This is a genomic window from Streptomyces sp. NBC_00299, from assembly GCF_036173045.1.
Lineage (GTDB): Bacteria > Actinomycetota > Actinomycetes > Streptomycetales > Streptomycetaceae > Streptomyces > Streptomyces machairae.
This window is the reverse complement of the sequence record NZ_CP108039.1, coordinates 3,385,398-3,404,236: the sequence shown is the minus strand read 5'-3', so window position 1 is coordinate 3,404,236 and position 18,839 is coordinate 3,385,398. Positions and strand designations below refer to the sequence as shown.

The 18,839-nt window shown below is 69.4% G+C and carries 16 protein-coding genes; 9 read left to right on the top strand and 7 right to left on the bottom strand.

All coding sequences use genetic code 11. The features are described 5' to 3' along the window. The first annotated feature begins 218 nt into the window (after positions 1 to 218). Entirely contained in the window at positions 219 to 3,839 is a 3,621-nt protein-coding gene (locus tag OHT51_RS14800; protein ID WP_328879403.1) for an NACHT domain-containing protein, read from the top strand. 30 nt (positions 3,840 to 3,869) lie between these two features. Here the strand turns inward: OHT51_RS14800 and mctP are convergent, their stop codons facing one another. The 5 genes from mctP to OHT51_RS14775 form a co-directional block, all read right to left on the bottom strand. Next, positions 3,870 to 5,498 (bottom strand): monocarboxylate uptake permease MctP, encoded by a 1,629-nt coding sequence (gene mctP, locus OHT51_RS14795; protein WP_328879402.1) that lies wholly within the window; start codon positions 5,496 to 5,498, stop codon positions 3,870 to 3,872. After that, the gene (locus OHT51_RS14790) at positions 5,495 to 5,761 is read right to left on the bottom strand and encodes a DUF3311 domain-containing protein (protein WP_328879401.1); all 267 of its coding nucleotides are present in this window, start codon (positions 5,759 to 5,761) and stop codon (positions 5,495 to 5,497) included. Before OHT51_RS14790 ends, mctP begins: the two co-directional genes overlap by 4 nt. Positions 5,762 to 5,889: 128 nt before the next feature. Beyond that, complete coding sequence (locus OHT51_RS14785; RefSeq protein ID WP_328879400.1) at positions 5,890 to 6,069, bottom strand: YbdD/YjiX family protein; 180 nt, start codon at positions 6,067 to 6,069, stop codon at positions 5,890 to 5,892. Continuing rightward, positions 6,059 to 8,215 carry a carbon starvation CstA family protein gene (locus OHT51_RS14780; RefSeq protein ID WP_328879399.1) on the bottom strand — a complete coding sequence of 719 codons (2,157 nt, stop codon included), beginning with the start codon at positions 8,213 to 8,215 and terminating at the stop codon, positions 6,059 to 6,061. Before OHT51_RS14780 ends, OHT51_RS14785 begins: the two co-directional genes overlap by 11 nt. 137 nt (positions 8,216 to 8,352) lie before the next feature. Continuing rightward, positions 8,353 to 9,117, bottom strand: coding sequence for a GntR family transcriptional regulator (locus OHT51_RS14775; RefSeq protein ID WP_147993643.1), 765 nt, complete (start codon positions 9,115 to 9,117; stop codon positions 8,353 to 8,355). A gap of 321 nt (positions 9,118 to 9,438) precedes the next feature. Between OHT51_RS14775 and OHT51_RS14770 the strand changes: the two genes are divergently transcribed. The 6 genes from OHT51_RS14770 to OHT51_RS14745 all read left to right on the top strand — a co-directional run bounded on the left by OHT51_RS14770 (position 9,439) and on the right by OHT51_RS14745 (position 15,037). Further along, a complete protein-coding gene (locus tag OHT51_RS14770; protein WP_328879398.1) occupies positions 9,439 to 10,716 on the top strand; it encodes an extracellular solute-binding protein in 1,278 nt (425 codons plus the stop codon). Between the two features lie 143 nt (positions 10,717 to 10,859). Beyond that, positions 10,860 to 11,846, top strand: coding sequence for a carbohydrate ABC transporter permease (locus OHT51_RS14765; RefSeq protein WP_328879397.1), 987 nt, complete (start codon positions 10,860 to 10,862; stop codon positions 11,844 to 11,846). Beyond that, on the top strand, positions 11,843 to 12,673 hold the full coding sequence (locus OHT51_RS14760) for a carbohydrate ABC transporter permease (RefSeq protein WP_328879396.1): 831 nt from the start codon (positions 11,843 to 11,845) through the stop codon (positions 12,671 to 12,673). Before OHT51_RS14765 ends, OHT51_RS14760 begins: the two co-directional genes overlap by 4 nt. Before the next feature lie 9 nt (positions 12,674 to 12,682). Then, on the top strand, positions 12,683 to 14,164 hold the full coding sequence (locus tag OHT51_RS14755) for a glycoside hydrolase family 3 protein (protein WP_328879395.1): 1,482 nt from the start codon (positions 12,683 to 12,685) through the stop codon (positions 14,162 to 14,164). Positions 14,165 to 14,261: 97 nt separating this feature from the next. Then, a complete protein-coding gene (locus OHT51_RS14750) occupies positions 14,262 to 14,510 on the top strand; it encodes a helix-turn-helix transcriptional regulator (RefSeq protein WP_328423586.1) in 249 nt (82 codons plus the stop codon). After that, entirely contained in the window at positions 14,507 to 15,037 is a 531-nt protein-coding gene (locus tag OHT51_RS14745) for a hypothetical protein (RefSeq protein WP_328879394.1), read from the top strand. Before OHT51_RS14750 ends, OHT51_RS14745 begins: the two co-directional genes overlap by 4 nt. Before the next feature lie 97 nt (positions 15,038 to 15,134). Here the strand turns inward: OHT51_RS14745 and nagB are convergent, their stop codons facing one another. After that, positions 15,135 to 15,920: a glucosamine-6-phosphate deaminase gene (nagB, locus tag OHT51_RS14740; RefSeq protein WP_328879393.1), complete on the bottom strand. Its 786-nt coding sequence runs from the start codon at positions 15,918 to 15,920 to the stop codon at positions 15,135 to 15,137. A gap of 228 nt (positions 15,921 to 16,148) precedes the next feature. Between nagB and OHT51_RS14735 the strand changes: the two genes are divergently transcribed. Next, a complete protein-coding gene (locus tag OHT51_RS14735; RefSeq protein ID WP_328879392.1) occupies positions 16,149 to 17,237 on the top strand; it encodes an SIS domain-containing protein in 1,089 nt (362 codons plus the stop codon). Here OHT51_RS14735 and OHT51_RS14730 read toward each other — a convergent pair whose 3' ends face one another. Next, entirely contained in the window at positions 17,238 to 17,990 is a 753-nt protein-coding gene (locus OHT51_RS14730) for an SDR family oxidoreductase (protein WP_328879391.1), read from the bottom strand. Positions 17,991 to 18,085: 95 nt separating this feature from the next. Between OHT51_RS14730 and OHT51_RS14725 the strand changes: the two genes are divergently transcribed. Beyond that, positions 18,086 to 18,727: a TetR/AcrR family transcriptional regulator gene (locus OHT51_RS14725; protein WP_328879390.1), complete on the top strand. Its 642-nt coding sequence runs from the start codon at positions 18,086 to 18,088 to the stop codon at positions 18,725 to 18,727. The last annotated feature ends 112 nt before the right edge of the window (positions 18,728 to 18,839 follow it).

Here is an 18,839-nt window from a genome sequence, read left to right as displayed (position 1 = left end):
TGCGGGATCGGGCTCCGGTCCCGCCGGGCATGCGGACGAAGCCCGGGGTTCGTGGATCGCCGTTCTGGAGGCAGGCCTGGGCGGTGATCTCACCGAGGGCCGCCGGGTCGCCGAGGGCCGCCGGGTTGCGGGGGGTTCCGGGAGTGCTTCCATGGAGATAGGTGTCGGTGCCCCGCGGTCGCTCCGTTTCGAGAACGCTTCTCGGAAGGACACGCACGATGACGAGGGTCGTCCGCCACCCGCCCGGCAAGGACCGGCCGCGCAACGCGCCGATGGCGACGCTGGCTCCGAGACGGGCCGGCACCTGGCTCAGGCACTGGTTCACGGGCCACTGGCACCGGCTGTCGATCCGCCTGGAGGCCCGCGGCGGCACCACCCGCCCCAGGAAGTGGCGCCGGTGGATCACCTACACCAACGTCACCCGGGCCATCTGGACGGTGGCCGCGCTCGCCGTGCTCGCGTGGGTGGTGGAGGGCCTGTACATCCTGATCTGGGGCAAGACGACCGCCTTCGAGAAGTGGCGGGAGGGCAATGAGGGATTCGACACCGTCCTGCGCTTCCTCGGTCCGGTGCTGGCCGCGTCGTTCGCGGCCGCGCTCTTTCTGTTCTGGTGGTACCGGTGGACCAAACGACGCTATCTCGCCAAGGCGCGGGGCGACCCGCACCGACTGGTCCTCACCTCCGGTCCGGACGCCACGGAGATCGTGGGCCGGGAGGAGATCGCCCGCGTCATCGCCGAACGGCTGCGCGAGCGCGACACGCGCCGGCCCTATCTGCTGGTCGGCGGTGTCGGCGTGGGCAAGACCGCCGTCCTGGTACGGCTCACCGAACTGCTGGCGGAGCAGAACGCCGTACCCGTGCCGATCCGGCTGCGGGACGCGAACGGCGACACCGACCTGAACTTCGAACGCATGGCCAAGGAGCGCTTCATCGAAGAGGCACCCCGGGGCATCCTCGCGCGCACCAAGACCGAGCGGGTCTGGCAGCAACTGCTCGCCGACGACAAACCGGTCGTCATCGCGGACGGACTGGAGGAGGCTCTCCTCGGCGACGGCCTCGAACAGAACCGGGACAACATCATCCGGCGGGCCATCGAGCGTGCCTACGAGGAGAAGCTGCCCCTCGTCATCGCCTCCCGCCCGCACAGCCCGCTGGAGAGCACCCCGGCCGCGATCGTGGAGCTGGAACCGCTCAGCGAGGAGGAGGCCCTGCGGTTCGTCCAGGCACACCTCCCGGAGACGGACGAACGCCGCGTGGACTGGATCGTGGAGACGGCGGAGGTGACCGAGTCGCCCGTCTACCTCCAGATCGCCCGCGAACTGCACCGCCACGGCGCCCTGGAGCACGACCGGCCGGACAACGAACCGCAGCACATGAACACCCGCAGCCGCGACCGCGGCATGCTGCGGCTGTGGCTGCTGGAGACCTGGGACGAGGCGCTGTGCCGGGGCCGGCTGCGCCGGGACGTCGCGCTGAGCCGGCAGGAACGCCGCGATACCCTCGAAGTGGTCTCCGCCCTGGCCTGCGTGGGACTGCTCCAGGACAAACTGGAGGTCGGCCTCGGGGAGCTGCTCGACTCGGACGTCCACCCCGGTCCGATGCGGCGCGCGCAGGCCCGCGCCGAGCATCTGTGGGCCGGCGGACGCGCCTTCGACCGGTACGGCAGGCGCGGGAACGTCTTCTCCGAGTGGCACCGGCAGCAGATCTGGGACGTGCTGTGCCGGCGGATCGGCCCGGACGAGGGGAGGCGGCTGCGCGGCGGCAACATGGACCAGTGCCGCGCAGCCCTCGCCCGGATCGCGCGCAACGCGGACAGCCTCGGCCTGGTGGAGGGCTTCGAGCGCAAGGTCCGTTTCCCGCACAGCATCATCCAGGCCTACTTCGGCTACCGGGTGCTGTGGCAGCTGGGCGAGCGGGGAGCCGGCGAGCTCGTCGAGCAGGTGCTCCAGCCACCCGGACCCAGCCGCGAACTGCTCATGGCCCTGGTGCTGTTGTCGCGCCGCCGGGCGGCGCGGGTCAGGGCCCGCCGGGAAGGCGTACGGGCCGAGGTGACGAAGGAGGTCGAGGAACGGCTTCGACGGTCACGGGTGCGCGGGCACACCCTGGCCCACCGGCTCTGCAAGGCCGCGGAACGCCGCACGGACGATCCGAAGGCGCTCGATCTCTACACGGCCGCCGTGGAGATCGAGAGCGTGGAGGACTCTCCGCGGCTGCTGGGCGACATCCTGGACGAAGTGCGTGGAACCTGGACCGGTTTCAAGGGCGACCGGCGCAGCCTCGACGACGCCAAACTGAGGCTGCTCAGGCAACTCGGAGCCGCCCTGCGCAGCGTCTCCGACCGGATCGACACCACCCCGCTCTACGAACAGCTCGTCCAGATCGGTGTGAAGGAACCCTCCTACTCGATACGCCTGGCCGTCGCCCAGGAGTTCGGCAGCGGCGGCAATCCGGCCTTCGCCGTGATCCGCGGCCGGATCGGGCTGAACACCGACCCCGTGCAGGAGTACAACGACCGGCTCGGCGAGCTGAAGGCCTGGAAACGCGGTGAGTACGAGCAGTGGGCCGAGCGCATGGCGCGGGCGCGGGCGGCGGGCGCGCCCTCACGGGCCAGGACCGAGCGCATCGGGCGGCTGCAGCAGGACCGGCGCAAGCTCAATGAGGAGTACCGCAGGAAACGGGTCGTTCTGTTCCGGGAGTTCGTGATGCGTGCCTGGATGATCCCCATGCTGCTGGGCTCCGTCGACGAGGCACACCGTGACGAGGCCCGCGAACGCCTCACCAAGTGGCTGCGCCATCTGGACCCGAAGGCCACCGGCGGCGCCCCCGATCTGCCGCTCGCCCTGGAGGCCGCGCTGGCCCAGGGCTTCAAGTACGCGGCCAACCGCCGGATCCGGCATCCGCGGGCCTACCAGGGCGGTCGCGCGGACCTGATCCGGCAGGCGGAGACCGTGCTCCAGCAGTCCCGGTGCTGGTACGCGCAGCTCATGCTGCTCCAGGCGCTGTGCCTGTGGAGGCTTCCCGACACCGTCGGCGTCCACGAGCGGGAGCGGCACGCGACGCCGGGCAGGGACGGGCACGACGTCGGGCGCGAGCCGCCACGGGCGCTGGGCGGAGCGACCGCCGTGCAGACCGTGGAGCGCTGGCTGTCGATGGCCGGCACGGCGAACCGGGCACCCGGGCATCCCGAGGCGAACGGTGCCTCGCCCCCGCGGCCCCTGCATCCGTTCGTCGCCGAGGCGGGGGACCTGGTGGCCCTCACGCTGGAGACCGGGCAACCCGAGCGTTTCCTCTGGATCGACGAGAAGGGCGTCGCCGACAACATCGGCGCGCGCACCGGCAACCCCCGGGAGTACCGCAAGCACAACCTGTGGATCCCGCCCTCGGTCGGCTGGAGCACCCTCGACGCGCGCGCCCAGTGCCTGGTCGCCGACGTGCTGGTGATGCTGAACCTCATCGAACGGGACGGGCATCCGGACGAGGTCGAGGAGCGGATGATCCGCGCGGAGCAGCCGGGGACGTCGTCACTCCCGCCGTGCATCCGCAGCGATCGCCGCCCGCTGCGGCCCGACCTGCGGGCCGGCATGGCGGACCCGCCCGCGCCGGGGACGACCTGTCCGCCCGACTGCAAGTTCCAGCTCTGCCCCTACCCGCCCCGGGGCTGTGTGCCGCGCGGGGAGATCCGGGAGCCGTTCTGCCGCCAGCAGCAAGCCCTGCTGCCGGGCCGAGTGCGCCGATGTCTTCCCAGGGGCCTGCGCAGGAAGACACCGCACTGGGTCAGCATGCGGGTGCGCGAACTCGACGGTTTCTGGCAGCAAATGGCCGGGCGCACACGCAGCTAGTGCGGTACGCCCGGCCTCCTGCCCACTGGGTCAGTGGCTCGTCCCCGCGGTGGCCGGCGGCAGCTCGACCTGGACGCCCGGGTCGCCCGCGTCCGCCGTGTAGTCCTCCGGCTTCGTCTCGTCGATGCCCTCGGGGGCCTTGGCGGCCTTCAGGACGAAGGTCAGGACCACCGTCACCACCACGTTCAGCACGAACGCCGTGAGGCCGATGTAGCCGATCTCGCCGATGCCCGGGATCTCCTTCGCCGAACCGCCGAAGTGCTTCTGGGTCGGGGAGGCGACGCCGTACGCGGCAACCGTGCCGTAGATCATGCCGACGGCCCAGCCGGCCAGCAGGGCCCAGCGGTGGAACCAGCGGGTGAACAGACCGCCGACGAGGGCCGGGAAGGTCTGCAGGATCCAGATGCCGCCCAGCAGCTGGAAGTTGATGGCGACCGTCTTGTCCATGGTGAGGACGAAGACCAGCGCGCCCACCTTCACCAGCAGGGACACGATCTTGGAGACCTTGGTCTCCTGCGCGGGCGTCGCGTCCGGCTTGATGAAGTCCTTGTAGATGTTGCGGGTGAAGAGGTTCGCAGCCGCGATCGACATGATCGCCGCCGGCACCAGCGCACCGATGCCGATCGCCGCGAAGGCGACGCCCGCGAACCAGGCGGGGAACATCGTCTCGAACAGCTGCGGAATCGCCAGCTGGCCGTTCTGCACCTTGATGCCGGCCGCGATCGCCATGAAGCCCAGCAGCGCCAGCAGGCCCAGCATCAGGGAGTACAGCGGCAGGATCGTGGTGTTGCGGCGGATCACCTCACGGCTGCGCGAGGACAGCGTCGCGGTGATCGAGTGCGGGTACATGAACAGCGCGAGCGCGGAGCCCAGCGCCAGCGTGGCGTACGTCCACTGCCCCGCCTCGGCCGGGACCAGCGAACCGCGCGGCGCGCCCGTGGCCGGGTTGGTCTGGCTGTACGCCTCGCCCGCCTTGGCGAAGATCTCGTCGAAGCCGCCGAGCTTGATCGGGATGTAGATGATCGCCACCGCGATGACGATGTAGATCAGCGTGTCCTTCACGAACGCGATCAGCGCGGGCGCGCGCAGGCCCGAGGAGTAGGTGTACGCGGCCAGCACACCGAACGCGATGAGCAGCGGGAGGTCCTTGATGAACCAGTTGGTGTTCTCACCGCCGCCGACGCCCATCACGTCCAGCACGGCCTGGATGCCGACCAGTTGGAGCGCGATGTACGGCATCGTCGCCAGGATGCCGGTGACGGCCACCGCCAGCGACAGGCTCTTCGAGCCGAAGCGGCCGCGCACGAAGTCCGAGGTCGTCACGTAGCCGTGCTTGTGGGAGACCGACCACAGGCGGGGCAGGAACGTGAAGATCAGGGGGTAGACGAGGATCGTGTACGGCACGGCGAAGAAGCCGGCCGCGCCCGCCGCGTAGATCGCCGCGGGTACGGCGACGAAGGTGTACGCCGTGTAGAGGTCGCCGCCGAGCAGGAACCAGGTGACCCAGGTGCCGAACGACCGGCCACCCAGGCCCCATTCGTCGAGGCTGTTCTCGTTCTCGGCCTTGCGCCAGCGCGCGGCCAGGAAGCCCATGACCGTGACGGCCAGGAAGAAGAAGATGAAGACGCCGAGCGCGACGCCGTTCACGCCGTCGTTCACTGCGACGCACCGCCCTTCCGGGAGCCGCGGGCGCGCTGGTCACGCTGCCACAGCTTGTACGCGACCATGGTCAGCACCGTGGAGAGCAGGACCCACAGCATCTGGTACCAGTAGAAGAACGGGATGCCGGCGAGTTCCGGATCGGTCTTGGCATACGAACCGACCCACAACATCGCCACGAAGGGCGCGACGAGACAGAGGCCGATGACGACCCGTACGGGTGTCACCACCGGCTCTCTGTTCACTTCTGGGGCATCTGACATCTGACGGCTCCGTCCCCTCACTGATCACCTGAGAAACGCCCGGGCAATGTAGGTGACGGTGCAACGACAGCGGAAGACCCTGTCCGCATATCGGATGTGGAGGGTTGGTGTGCACGCCGACCGGGCGCTCAGCAGCAGCGGAACCCCTGGCGTGGATCGGCTTCCTGACGGTCCGTCCGCATCCGCTCGAAGTCGCGCCGGGAGGGCACTTCCGCGTCCGGGTGCTCATGCCGTACGTGGGTGACATAGCGGTCATATGCCGACTCGTCGGTCAACTCCCGCACGTACCAGCGCACACTACTGAACACCCGCCGAAGACTGACTGCTGGCCTCAGCGACCGCACGGCGTTCCTCCTCCTTCTCCTCCTTGGTCGGGAACAGCCCCGCCGGAGCCGTGATCTTCGACTCGACGTACGGCGCCTCGCTGAGCGTGGACAGCGCCGGGCGGCGGACGTGCCGGACGCAGACGCGGGTGGCGTCGACGATCACGACGACGATCAGGAGCGCGAGGACCGCGGTGAGGACGCCGTCCACCGTGGAGTTGGTGACCACGGTGTGCATGTCGTCCATGCTCTTGGCCGGCGGCAGGACCTCACCGCGGTCGATGGCGTCCTGGAACACCTGGCGCTGCTTGAAGAAGCCGACCTTCGGGTCGCTGGAGAAGACCTTCTGCCAGCTGGCGGTCAGCGTCACCGTCGCGTCCCAGGCGAGCGGAACCCCGGTGATCCAGGCCCACTTGAGGCGTCCCGACTTCACCAGCAGGGTCGTGCAGACGGCGAGGGCGACCGCCGCGAGCAGTTGGTTCGAGATGCCGAAGATCGGGAAGAGCTGGTTGATGCCGCCGAGGGGCTCGTGGACGCCCACCCACAGGAAGTAGCCCCACAGGCCGCACACCACGGCGCTGGTGATGAGCAGGCCGGGCTTCCAGCTGATGTTCCTGAAGGGCCGGTGGACGTTGCCCAGTATGTCCTGGAGCATGAAGCGGCCCACGCGGGTGCCGGCGTCCAGGGCGGTCAGGATGAACAGCGCCTCGAACATGATCGCGAAGTGATACCAGAAGGCACGCAGGCCGCCGCCGGTGACCTCGGAGAAGATCTCCGAGACGCCGATGGCCAGGGTGGGCGCACCGCCCGTACGGGAGAGCAGACTCGATTCCTCGACGTTCTCCGCCGCCCGCGCGAGCGCCTCCGGGGAGATCTGGTAGCCCCAACTGCCCACGACCTGCGAGGCGTTCTGCACCGTGTCGCCGATGACACCGGCGGGCGCGTTCATCGCGAAGTACAGGCCCGGGTCGATGATGCTCGCCGCCACCAGCGCCATCACGGCGACCGACGACTCCATCAGCATGGAGCCGTACCCGATCATCCGGACCTGGGTCTCCTTCTGGATCATCTTCGGCGTCGTGCCGGAGGAGATCAGCGCGTGGAAGCCGGACAGCGCGCCGCAGGCGATGGTGATGAAGACGAAGGGGAAGAGCGAGCCCGCGAAGACCGGGCCGTCCCCGCGGGAGGCGAAGTCCGTCACCGGGTCCATCTTCAGCGTCGGCAGGGCGATGACGACGCCGAGGGCGAGCAGGAAGATCGTGCCGATCTTCATGAAGGTCGACAGGTAGTCGCGCGGCGCCAGCAGCATCCACACCGGCAGGATCGAGGCGATGAAGCCGTACCCCACCATCCAGACGACCAGCGTCGAGGGCGCGAGCGTGAAGGTGTCGGCCCACGACGACTCGGCCACCCAGCGGCCCGCGATCAGGGCGAACAGCAGCAGCGCGACGCCGATCAACGAGACCTCGGCGACCCGGCCGGGGCGCAGCACCCGCAGGTAGAAGCCCATCAGCAGGGCGATCGGGATCGTCATCGCGATGGAGAAGGTGCCCCACGGGGACTGCGCGAGGGCGTTGACGATCACCAGGGCCAGCACGCCGAGCAGGATGATCATGATGACGAAGGTGGCCAGCAGCGCGGCCGCGCCGCCGAACGGGCCGATCTCCTCGCGCGCCATCTGGCCGAGCGAGCGGCCGTTGCGGCGAGTGGAGAAGAAGAGCACCACCATGTCCTGGACCGCGCCCGCGAAGATGACGCCGACGATGATCCAGATCGTGCCGGGGAGATACCCCATCTGCGCGGCCAGGACCGGGCCGACGAGGGGGCCGGCGCCCGCGATCGCCGCGAAGTGGTGGCCGAGCAGGACCCGGCGGTCGGTGGGGTGGAAGTCGATGCCGTTGTTGAGGCGTTCGGCCGGGGTGGCCCTGGTCCGGTCGACCTTGAGGACCTTGTACGCGATGAACTTGGCGTAGAAGCGGTAGGCGATGGCGTACGAGCCGAGGGCGGCGGCGACCATCCAGGCGGCGGAGACCTCCTCGCCGCGGGACAGTGCCAGCACGGTCCAGCCGGCGGCACCTACCAGCGCGACCAGGGTCCAGATGACGATGGTTCGGGGATTCGCGGTACGCACCGGGTGGTCCTCCCGTCCATGCGGCGACGGGAGGAACGTAGAGCAGGTTGGGGAGACGCGCTACACCGCGTGCGGGAGTTGTTGTCCCTTCACGTGTGGTCCCTTCACGTGTGATCCCTCCACCTTCCCGGGCGGGCTCACTCCTGAGGCCGCTTGAGCCTCGCCACGAACTTGTAGCGGTCCCCGCGGTAGACCGACCGCACCCACTCCACCGGCTGTCCGTCCCGGTCCAGCGAGTGCCGGGACAGCATCAGCATCGGCAGGCCCACGTCCGTGCCGAGCAGGCCGGCCTCGCGCGGGGTGGCCAGGGAGGTCTCGATGGTCTCCTCGGCCTCGGCGAGATGGACGTCGTAGACCTCGGCGAGCGCGGTGTAGAGGGAGGTGTACTTGACCAGGGACCTGCGCAGGGCCGGGAAGCGCTTGGCGCTCAGGTGGGTCGTCTCGATGGCCATCGGCTCGCCGTTCGCCATGCGCAGCCGCTCGATGCGCAGCACCCGGCCGCCGGCCGTTATGTCGAGCAGGTCGGCGAGGCGGTCGTCGGCGGTGATGTAGCCGATGTCCAGCAGCTGGGAGGTCGGCTCCAGGCCCTGGGCGCGCATGTCCTCGGTGTACGAGGTGAGTTGCAGGGCCTGCGAGACCTTCGGCTTGGCGACGAACGTGCCCTTGCCCTGGATGCGCTCCAGGCGTCCCTCGACGACCAGCTCCTGCAGGGCCTGGCGCACGGTCGTGCGGGAGGTGTCGAACTCGGCCGCCAGCGTGCGCTCGGGCGGTACGGGGGTGCCGGGCGCCTGGGTCTCCGTCATGTCGAGAAGGTGCTTCTTCAGGCGGTAGTACTTGGGCACGCGGGCGGTACGGACGGTGGCGCCGTTCTCGTTCTCCGCACTGCTGACGTCGGTGCTCATGCTTCGCCTTCCCGGCTCCGGATGCGGGTCACATCGTGATCCCTTCTATATACCGTCGCCGCCTGATTTGGTCTAGTCCACAGTGTCAAGTGGTCTAGCGGACGAGAGTACTCCGGCATCGGTGTTTTCGCTGGCTTCTTACTTAAAGGTTCCTTCATATGTAGGTCGCATAACGGCTGGTCAGGCCCCATTCCGCGCCCCTTGACACGCTTTCTGGTCTGGTCCAAGCTCCCCGTACTGGTCTACACCATTGGTCCAGGTCCCGGCCCAACGCTCGTGCGGGGAGGCAGGGGGGTTTGTGGCATCCCTGAGGAGGGTGGCGTGAAGCGCAAGCTGATATCCGCGATCGGTGTCGCGGGCATGATGATCTCCCTGGCGGCGTGCGGGGGCGACAACGGCGACGGCGGGGACAAGGCAGGGGCCGACGGTTACGCGGGCGAGACGCTCACGGTGTGGGTGATGGACGGCTCGTCCCCGGATCAGTGGCAGAAGGACGTCCAGGCCGCCTTCGAGAAGAAGACCAAGGCCAAGGTCAAGTTCGAGATGCAGCAGTGGAACGGCATCCAGCAGAAGCTGACCACCGCCCTGTCGGAAGAGAACCCGCCGGACGTCTTCGAGATCGGCAACACCCAGACCCCGGCCTACGCCAAGACCGGCGGCCTCGCCGACCTCGCCGACCTCAAGACCGAGATCGGCACCGACTGGGCCGAGTCCCTCAACGAGTCCTCCATCTACGACGGCAAGCAGTACGCCGCCCCGTGGTACTTCGCCAACCGCGTCGTCCTCTACAACAAGAAGGTCTGGGCCGAGGCGGGCATCAAGGACACCCCCAAGACCCGCGACGAGTTCTACGCCGACCTCAAGCAGATCGGCGAGAAGACCGACGCCGAGCCCATCTACCTGCCGGGCCAGAACTGGTACCACTTCGTCGGCCTGACCATCGGTGAGGGCGCCGAGCTGGTGAAGAAGGACGGCGACAAGTACGTCTCCAACCTCGACGACCCGAAGGTCGCCGCCGCCATGGAGACGTACAAGAAGTTCCAGGCGCTGTCCAAGGCGCCCAAGGACAAGGACGAGGCGACCCCGCAGCAGGCCGAGGTGTTCGCCAAGGGCAACGTCGGCGCCTTCATCGGCATGGGCTGGGAGGCCGGAACGGCGATCGCGGCCAACAAGAAGATCGAGCAGGACATCGGCTACTTCACCATCCCCGGTGCCACGGCCGACAAGCCCGAGGGTGTCTTCCTCGGCGGCTCCAACCTCGCGGTCGCCGCGGGCAGCAAGAAGCAGGAGCTCGCCAAGGAGTTCCTGAAGATCGCCCTCTCCGACCAGTACGAAGGCGAGCTCGCCAAGCAGAACGGCGTCATCCCGAACAAGGAGGCCCTGCAGAGCAACCTGAAGGGCAACGCCGTCGCCGAGGCCGCAGCGCCGGCCGCCGCGGGCGGTGGCACCACGCCGCTGATCCCGGAGTGGGCGGCCGTGGAGAACGCGCCCAACCCCGTCAAGACCTACATGACCGCCGTGCTGAACGGTAAGTCGCCGGCCGAGGCGGCCAAGCAGGTCGAGGACGAGCTCAACAAGCGTCTGGCTCAGCAGCAGTAGGGGCACCGGGTCGCGCCGGGGTGGGGGATGCGCGTGACGCCCCCCGCCCCGGCGACCGTACGCGGGTCCACGTACGCAGGCCCAGATACGCAGGCCGAGTGACGTAGGCCGAAACATGCAGGCCGAGAAGAGAGATCGCGAGCATGACCGTGCAGACCGAACGGCCGCCTTCCGGTCCGGTGGACGCAGTCGGGAAAACCGAGAGCGGATCCGCGGGGCCGCGGATCCGAGCCGCGTCCCGCCTCGGTGCGTTCACCCCGTACCTCCTGCTGCTGCCGGCTTGTGCGGCCACCGTGCTGCTGCTCGGCTGGCCGCTGGTGAAGGACGTCCTGCTGTCGTTCCAGAACCTCAACATGGCGCAGCTGATCCAGCACGTCACCGAGTGGAACGGCGTCGACAACTACAAGGAGGTCCTCACCGGCGAGGACTTCTGGCGCGTCGCCCTGCGCTCGATCCTGTTCACGGCGGTCAACGTCGCCCTGATCATGATCGTGGGCACCCTGGTCGGCCTGCTCCTCGCCCGCCTCGGCAAGCGGATGCGGGTCATGCTGCTGCTCGGGCTCGTGCTGGCCTGGGCGATGCCCGTGGTCGCCGCGAGCACCGTCTACCAGTGGCTGTTCGCGCAGCGCTTCGGCGTCGTCAACTGGGTGCTGGACAAGCTGGGTTGGCACTCCATGGCCGACTACAGCTGGACCAGCAGCCAGATGTCGACGTTCTTCGTGGTCACCCTGCTGATCGTCTGGATGTCGATCCCGTTCGTCGCGATCAACCTGTACGCGGCCACGACCACCATCCCGGGCGAGCTGTACGAGGCCGCGGCGCTCGACGGCGCGGGCGCCTGGAAGAGCTTCACCACGGTGACCATGCCCTTCCTGCGGCCGTTCCTCTACGCCACGACCTTCCTGGAGATCATCTGGGTCTTCAAGGCGTTCGTGCAGGTCTTCACCATCAACGGCGGCGGCCCCGACCGGCTCACCGAGATCCTGCCCGTCTACGCCTACATCGAGGGCGTCGGCAACCAGCACTACGGCATGGGCGCCGCGATCGCCGTCCTGACCATCCTGATCCTGCTCGGCCTGACCGCGTACTACCTCAGGATCGTGCTCAAGCAAGAGGAGGACGAGCTGTGAAGCGCTCACTCTTCGGCCGTCTGTGGCCCAACGTCACGGCCGTCGTCCTGTTCATCGGCTTCGTCTTCCCCGTGTACTGGATGTTCTCCACGGCCTTCAAGCCGACCGGCGACATCATCTCGGAGAACCCGGTGTGGTTCCCGACCGACATCACCTTCGACCACTTCAAGCGGGCGACCGGCGTCGACCACTTCTGGACGTACGTCACCAACTCGCTGATCGTCACCCTGTGCGCGGTCGGCTTCGCCCTGGTCATCGCGCTGGCGGGCTCCTTCGCCCTGGCCCGGATGCGGTTCAAGGGGCGGCGCGGGTTCGTCATCGGCTTCATGATGGCCCAGATGGCGCCCTGGGAGGTCATGATCATCGCGATGTACATGATCGTGCGGGACGCGTCGATGCTGAACAGCCTTCTGCCGCTGACGGTCTTCTACATGATGATGATCCTGCCCTTCACCATCCTGACCCTGCGCGGTTTCGTCGCTGCGGTCCCCAGGGAGCTGGAGGAGGCCGCGATGGTCGACGGCTGCAGCCGCGCCCAGGCCTTCCGCAAGGTCATCCTGCCGCTGCTGGCGCCGGGCCTGATGTCCACGTCCCTGTTCGGCTTCATCACCGCATGGAATGAATTCCCCCTGGTCCTGGTGCTGAACAAGGAGGCCGAGGCGCAGACCCTGCCACTGTGGCTGTCCAGCTTCCAGACCGCCTTCGGCAACGACTGGGGCGCGACGATGGCTGCGTCCTCCCTCTTCGCCATCCCGATCCTGATCCTCTTCGTCTTCCTGCAGCGCAAGGCTGTCAGCGGCCTGACGGCCGGCGCCGTGAAGGGATAACGCCACCCGATGACGACTTTCGCCAGCGGCACCGACACACTGACGCGCGATGCCCTGACCGTCCTCCAGCCCGGATTCACCGGCACCACCGCCCCCGACTGGCTGCTGCGCCGCCTCGGCGAGGGCCTCGCCTCCGTCGGCCTGTTCGGCCGCAACATCGCCTCGCCCGAGCAACTGGCAGCCCTGACGGCCCAGTTGCGCGCCGAGCGCGACGACGTCCTGGTCGCGATCGACGAGGAGGGGGGTGATGTGACGCGGCTGGAGGTGCGCACCGGTTCCAGCTTCCCCGGCAACCACGCCCTGGGCGCGGTGGACGACGTGGAGCTGACGCGGGAGGTGGCCTTCGAGATGGGCCGCCGCCTGGCGGCCTGCGGAGTGAACCTCAACTGGGCCCCGTCGGCCGACGTGAACTCCAACCCTTCGAACCCGGTCATCGGCGTACGTTCCTTCGGCGCCGACACCGCGCTGGTCGCCCGGCACACCGCGGCCTACGTCACCGGCCTGCAGTCGGCGGGCGTGGCGGCCTGCGCCAAGCACTTCCCGGGCCACGGGGACACGGCGGTCGACTCCCACCACTCGATGCCCCGCATCGACGCCGAGGCCTCGGTCCTGGCCGACCGGGAACTCTCCCCGTTCCGCGCGGCGATCGCCGCCGGCACGAGGGCCATGATGAGCGCGCACATCCTGGTTCCGGCCCTGGATCCCGACCACCCGGCAACCCTGTCCCGGCCCGTCCTGACGGACCTGCTGCGCGGCGAACTCGGCTACACCGGCCTGATCGTCACCGACGGCATGGAGATGCAGGCCATCGCCGCCACCTACGGCATCGAACGCGGCAGCGTCCTCGCCATCGCGGCCGGTGCCGACGCGATCTGCGTGGGCGGCGGCCTCGCCGACGACGAGACGGTACGCCGCCTGCGCGACGCCCTGGTCGGGGCGGTACGCGCCGGCGAACTCCCCGAGGAACGGCTGGCGGAGGCGGCGCAGCGGGTCCGCGAGCTGGCCGGCTGGACGGCCGGCGTCCCCGGTACCGAGGGCGAGGCGCGCCCGGACGTGGGCCTCGTCGCCGCCCGGCGCGCACTGAAGGTGACCGGCTCGGAGGGCTTCACCCCGCTCACCGAGGCGCCGTACGTCGCCGCGTTCACCCCCGTCGCGAACATCGCCGTCGGCGACGAGACCCCCTGGGGCGTCGCCGCCGAACTTGCCCGACTGCTCCCCGGTACCGAGACGGGCGGCTACGCGGGGGAGGAGGCGGGCCTGGAGGCGCTGCAGGCAGCGGCCGGCCGTCGCATGGTGGCCGTCGTCCGCGACGAGCACCGCCATCCGTGGATGGCAACGGCCCTCGACACCCTGCTGCGCTCCCGCCCGGACACGGTCGTCGTCGAAATGGGCGTCCCCCAGGCCAAAGCCCGCGGCGCCCTGCACATCGCCACGCACGGTGCGGCCCGCGTGTGCGGGCGTGCGGCGGCGGAGGTCATCGCCGGGGTGTGAGGCCCCCGAGGCCGACGCGTCCCCGCGACCCGCTCGTCCCCGTCCCGCTCGATGCCTGTGGTTGCACCTCCACTCCCGAATGTAGTACTTCTTATACATGAGCGAGCAGGTGCACAACAGGTTGGCGATGGTGCGTGCCGAACGCAAGGTGTCGCGCCAGAGCCTGGCCGAGGCAGTGGGAGCCCACTACCAGACCATCGGCTACATCGAGCGGGGGCAGTACAACCCGAGCCTCGACCTGGCACTGAAGATCGCGAAGTTCTTCGGACTGCCGGTCGAGGCTCTGTTCTCCCTCGATCCGTTCCGGCCGCTCACGGACGAGGTCTACGGGAGGAAACAGTCATGACGACGACGCGGCTGACGCGCTACGACCGGAGCATGCTGCGGTTGATGAACGACCCCCGGGGGCGCCCGCTGTACGCCACGACCACGCGTCGCCGACTGGTCGTCGCCGCGCACGTCGCACTCACCGTGGCCATCGGGGTGCTGACCGCGTACTTCTCCCTCTCGTCGACGGAGCCGATGTGGGCCGTCATCGCCGCGGCAGTGCTGATGCTGCCGTGGATGGTGGCGACAGGCGTGATCAACGGCGCCACCCGGGGCCTGCTCGAACTGCGCGAACGCGCCCTCGACGAGCGGCAGTCGGCCGAACGCAGGCGGGTGCTCGCCCGCGCCCACCGCGCGATGACCAGTCTGCTGCTCGCGGCCGTGGTCGGCTTGCTGACGGCGGGCGCCGCAGACGGCGGCGCCCTGCGCGTCTACGCGGCACCCGTCCTCGCCGCGGTCCTGGCGGCCCACTGGCTGATGCCGCTGTGGGTGGCCGGCCTGACCGCTCAGGACGAGCCGACCGAGGACGAGACGGCCACCCTCTAGCCCTGGCGCATGTCCGGCGAGCGCTCGGCGGGTCCCCTGTCCACGGGTGCCCGCCGCACGCATGCCCGGCGCGTGCGACGCCCTAAATCCCCTGCCACTAAATCCCCTGCCACTCCGGCTTGTTGGCGTAGGTGTGCCGGAAGTAGTCGGCCAGCTTCAGCTTGGACGCGGCAGCGTCGTCGACGACGACCGTGGCGTGCGGGTGCAGTTGCAGGGCCGAGGCCGGGCACACGGCCGCGATCGGCCCCTCGACGGTCGCGGCTACCGCGTCCGCCTTGCCCTCACCGGTGGCGAGCAGCACCAGGTGCCGCGCCTCCAGGATCGTCCCGATCCCCTGGGTGATGACGTGATGCGGCACCTGCTCGATGTCCCCGTCGAAGAACCGCGCGTTGTCGACCCGGGTCTGCTCCGTCAGCGTCTTGATCCGGGTCCTCGACGCCAGCGAGGAGCACGGCTCGTTGAACCCGATGTGCCCGTCGGTCCCGATCCCGAGCAACTGCAGGTCCACACCCCCCGCTTCGGCCAGCGCCGCGTCATACGCCTCGCACGCCCCAGGCACGTCCTCGGCCGTACCGTCCGGCCCCATGAACGCGTCCATCCCGACCCCGAGCGGCTCCAGCACCTCACGGCGCAGCACCGACCGGTACGACTCCGGGTGCTCGGCCGGCAGCCCCACATACTCGTCGAGCTGCGCGATCCGCGCCCGCGAGGCATCGACGGCGCCCGAGCGCACCTTGGCCGCGAGTGCCGCGTAGATGGGCAGTGGCGTCGACCCGGTGGCCACGCCGAGCAGGGCGTCGGGCTTGCGCCGCAGTAGCTGGGCCATGGCCTCGGCTATCAGCTCGCCACCCGCCTTGGCGTCCGGAACGATGACAACTTCCACGCTGGGCCTGCCGATCTGAAGTAGGACTCGAAGGGCACCCTGAAGGGGCATGTGGTTTAGACCAATCTAACAGAGCGAGGCTACGGGGCCCAGGTGAACGCAAGCCCCGTGGACATTTCGGCGGGCCGTCGGGCAGGCGTCATTCCCCGTGGGGGAGTGGAATGGAGACTGTCCGCCGGAAGCGACAGGCGCCATGCCCGGCAGTGGGCGCGAGAGCAGGGAGGCCCCATGACCACCACGACCCCGTACCCTCCCGACCCGCACGCCCCTCACAACGAACTCCCCGGCCGGATCATGGCCCGCGAGATGGCCGAACAGCCCTCCGTGCTGCGCCGGATCCTGTCCCAGGGCGCCCCCGCCATCAGCCGCGTCGCCCAGGAGATCGCCGCCCGCGCGCCCCGCTTCGCCCTGCTCACCGCCCGCGGGACCTCCGACCACGCCGCGCTCTACGCCAAGTACCTCCTGGAGATCCGCCTCGGCCTGCCCTGCGGCCTGACCTCCATGTCGACCACCACCGCCTACGGCGCCCGTCCCGACCTCACCGACGTCCTGGTCACCGCCGTGAGCCAGTCCGGCGGCTCCCCGGACCTCGTCGCCTCGACCCGGGCCGCCCGCGAGGCCGGCGCGATCACGCTCGCGGTGACCAACAACCCCGACTCCCCGCTGGCCGCCGTCTCCGAGTACCACCTCGACATCATGGCCGGACCGGAGAGGGCCCTGCCCGCGACCAAGACCTATACGGCCTCCCTTCTCGCCTTGTACCTCTTCGTCGAAGGTCTGCGCGGCGGTGACGGCACCCCCGCCATGGCGCTGCCGGATCTCGCCGAGCAACTGCTCGCCCGGCAGGACGAGGTGCGCACCCTCGCCGCCCGCTACCGCTTCGCCGAACGCATGGTGATCACCTCCCGCGGCTACGGCTACCCCACGGCCAAGGAAGCCGCCCTCAAGCTCATGGAGACCAGCTACATCCCGGCCCTCGCCTACTCAGGCGCCGACCTGCTGCACGGCCCGCTCGCCATGGTCGACAACGTCTCGCCGGTCATCGCGGTCGTCACCGACGGCAAGGGCGGCGAGGTGCTCCAGCCCGTCCTCGACCGGCTCCGCGGCCGTGGCGCCGACCTGGTCGTCATCGGCGCCCGGCACCAGGTCGCGCAGGCCTCGGCCGGTTTCGTCCTGCCCACCGAGGGCGTCGCCGAGGAACTCCAGCCGATCCTGGAGATCCTCCCGCTCCAGCTCCTGGCCTACGAGGTCACCATCGCCCGAGGCCAGGACCCGGATGCGCCGCGGGCGCTGGCGAAGGTGACGGAGACGCGCTGACTAGTGCAGGCTCAGCAGCGAGCCCCCGGTCGCGTCGATGTGCTGCCCCGTGACCCAGCGGGAGTCGGGCGACGCCAGGAAGGCCACCACGTCGGCCACGTCGGACGACGTACCTACGCGCTTGAAGACCGAGACGGCCTCGGCGTGCCCGCGTATGCCGGGGTCGGCGAGTGCGGCGCTCGTCAGGTCCGTGTCGATGAAGCCGGGCCCGACGGAGTTGGCGGTGATACCGCGCGGTGCCAACTCGGCAGCGAGTGAGCGGGTCAGGGTGGTGACCGCGCCCTTGGCCATGTGGGTGGCGGCTATGGGAGCGATGGCGTAGTCCGTGGCGGCCGTGACATTGATGATCCGGCCGTGGTCGCGCAGGCGTCCGAGGCCGTGCTTGACGATGAAGAACGGTGCCTTCGCGTTGACCGCCTGCGTCCGGTCGTACGCCTCCTCGTCCGTCTCCCCGATGGTCGCGAAAATCGCCATGCCCGCGTTGTTCACCAGGATGTCCACGCCCTGCGCATGCCGGTCGAAGGCCTCCCAGAGAGTCTCGGCGTCACCGGGCACGCCCAGTTCGGCGCGGACCGCGAACGCGCTGCCGCCCGCCGTCTCGATCGAGGTGACCGTCTCCTTCGCCGCCGCCTCGTTACTGCTGTAGTGCACGGCGACCTGCGCCCCGTCGTGTGCCAGCCGCTCGGCGATCGCTCGTCCGATCCCCCTGCTCGCCCCCGTGACCAGTGCCGTCCTGCCCGCAAGCACGCCCATGCCGACGCCCCCTCGCATTTCCCTAGCGGTCGCTACAGAAAGAACGTACAACAACCCCCCGCCGTTTCTCTAGTGCTCGCTATAAAATGCACTCCATGGTGAGCAGCGAGGCGACGACGGGGACCGGGGCGGAGGCGCGGCCTGCGGCTAAGACGCGCGGACGGCCCCGCTCCTTCGACCGTGAAACCGCTCTGGAGAAGGCGATCCTGGCCTTCTGGGAGCGTGGATACGAGGCGACGTCCGTCTCGGATCTCACCCGCGCCATGGACATCGGCGCCCCGAGTCTGTACGCGGCCTTCGGCGACAAGCGCTCGCTCTTCGATGAGGTCGTCCGCGTCTACACCTCGCGCTACGCCTCGTTCGCGGACCGCGCCCTCGCCGAGGAGCCCACCTCCCGGGCGGCCGTCGAGCGGACCCTGCGAGAGGCCGCCGGCGTCTACACGGATCCCGGCCATCCGCAGGGCTGCCTCATCGCCCACGCGGCCATCAACTGCACGACCCCGGCGGTCGCCGACTCGCTGCGCGACCGGCGCAACGCCACCATCGGTGCCATCCGCAGCCGTATCGAAGCGGACATCGCCACCGGCGCCCTCCACGCCGGTGTCAACGCCCCCGCCCTCGCCCGGCACGCCGGCGCAATGATCCAGGGCATGTCACAACAGGCGCGCGACGGGGCGAGCCGGGAGGAACTGGAGGCACTTGCGGAAATTGCCATGGCCAACTGGCCTCGCACATGAACCCACACGGGTTAGGCTGCGTGGTGGATGGTAGGGCGTCCCGCTGGTTCTCCAGTTGATTCGGAGCCCGCGAAGAAGCGCCAACAGCAAACACGCTCCAACGCATGGACAC

Bases quoted from the DNA above. Each gene is read 5' to 3' on its own strand.
- OHT51_RS14775 (WP_147993643.1), bottom strand. From the start codon at position 9,117: ATGAGCACCGACGTCAGCAGTGCGGAGAACGAGAACGGCGCCACCGTC.
- OHT51_RS14725 (WP_328879390.1), top strand. From the start codon at position 18,086: ATGGTGAGCAGCGAGGCGACGACGGGGACCGGGGCGGAGGCGCGGCCT.
- OHT51_RS14755 (WP_328879395.1), top strand. From the start codon at position 12,683: ATGACGACTTTCGCCAGCGGCACCGACACACTGACGCGCGATGCCCTG.
- OHT51_RS14745 (WP_328879394.1), top strand. From the start codon at position 14,507: ATGACGACGACGCGGCTGACGCGCTACGACCGGAGCATGCTGCGGTTG.
- OHT51_RS14735 (WP_328879392.1), top strand. From the start codon at position 16,149: ATGACCACCACGACCCCGTACCCTCCCGACCCGCACGCCCCTCACAAC.
- OHT51_RS14730 (WP_328879391.1), bottom strand. From the start codon at position 17,990: ATGGGCGTGCTTGCGGGCAGGACGGCACTGGTCACGGGGGCGAGCAGG.
- OHT51_RS14790 (WP_328879401.1), bottom strand. From the start codon at position 5,761: ATGTCAGATGCCCCAGAAGTGAACAGAGAGCCGGTGGTGACACCCGTA.
- OHT51_RS14765 (WP_328879397.1), top strand. From the start codon at position 10,860: ATGACCGTGCAGACCGAACGGCCGCCTTCCGGTCCGGTGGACGCAGTC.
- OHT51_RS14750 (WP_328423586.1), top strand. From the start codon at position 14,262: ATGAGCGAGCAGGTGCACAACAGGTTGGCGATGGTGCGTGCCGAACGC.
- OHT51_RS14800 (WP_328879403.1), top strand. From the start codon at position 219: ATGACGAGGGTCGTCCGCCACCCGCCCGGCAAGGACCGGCCGCGCAAC.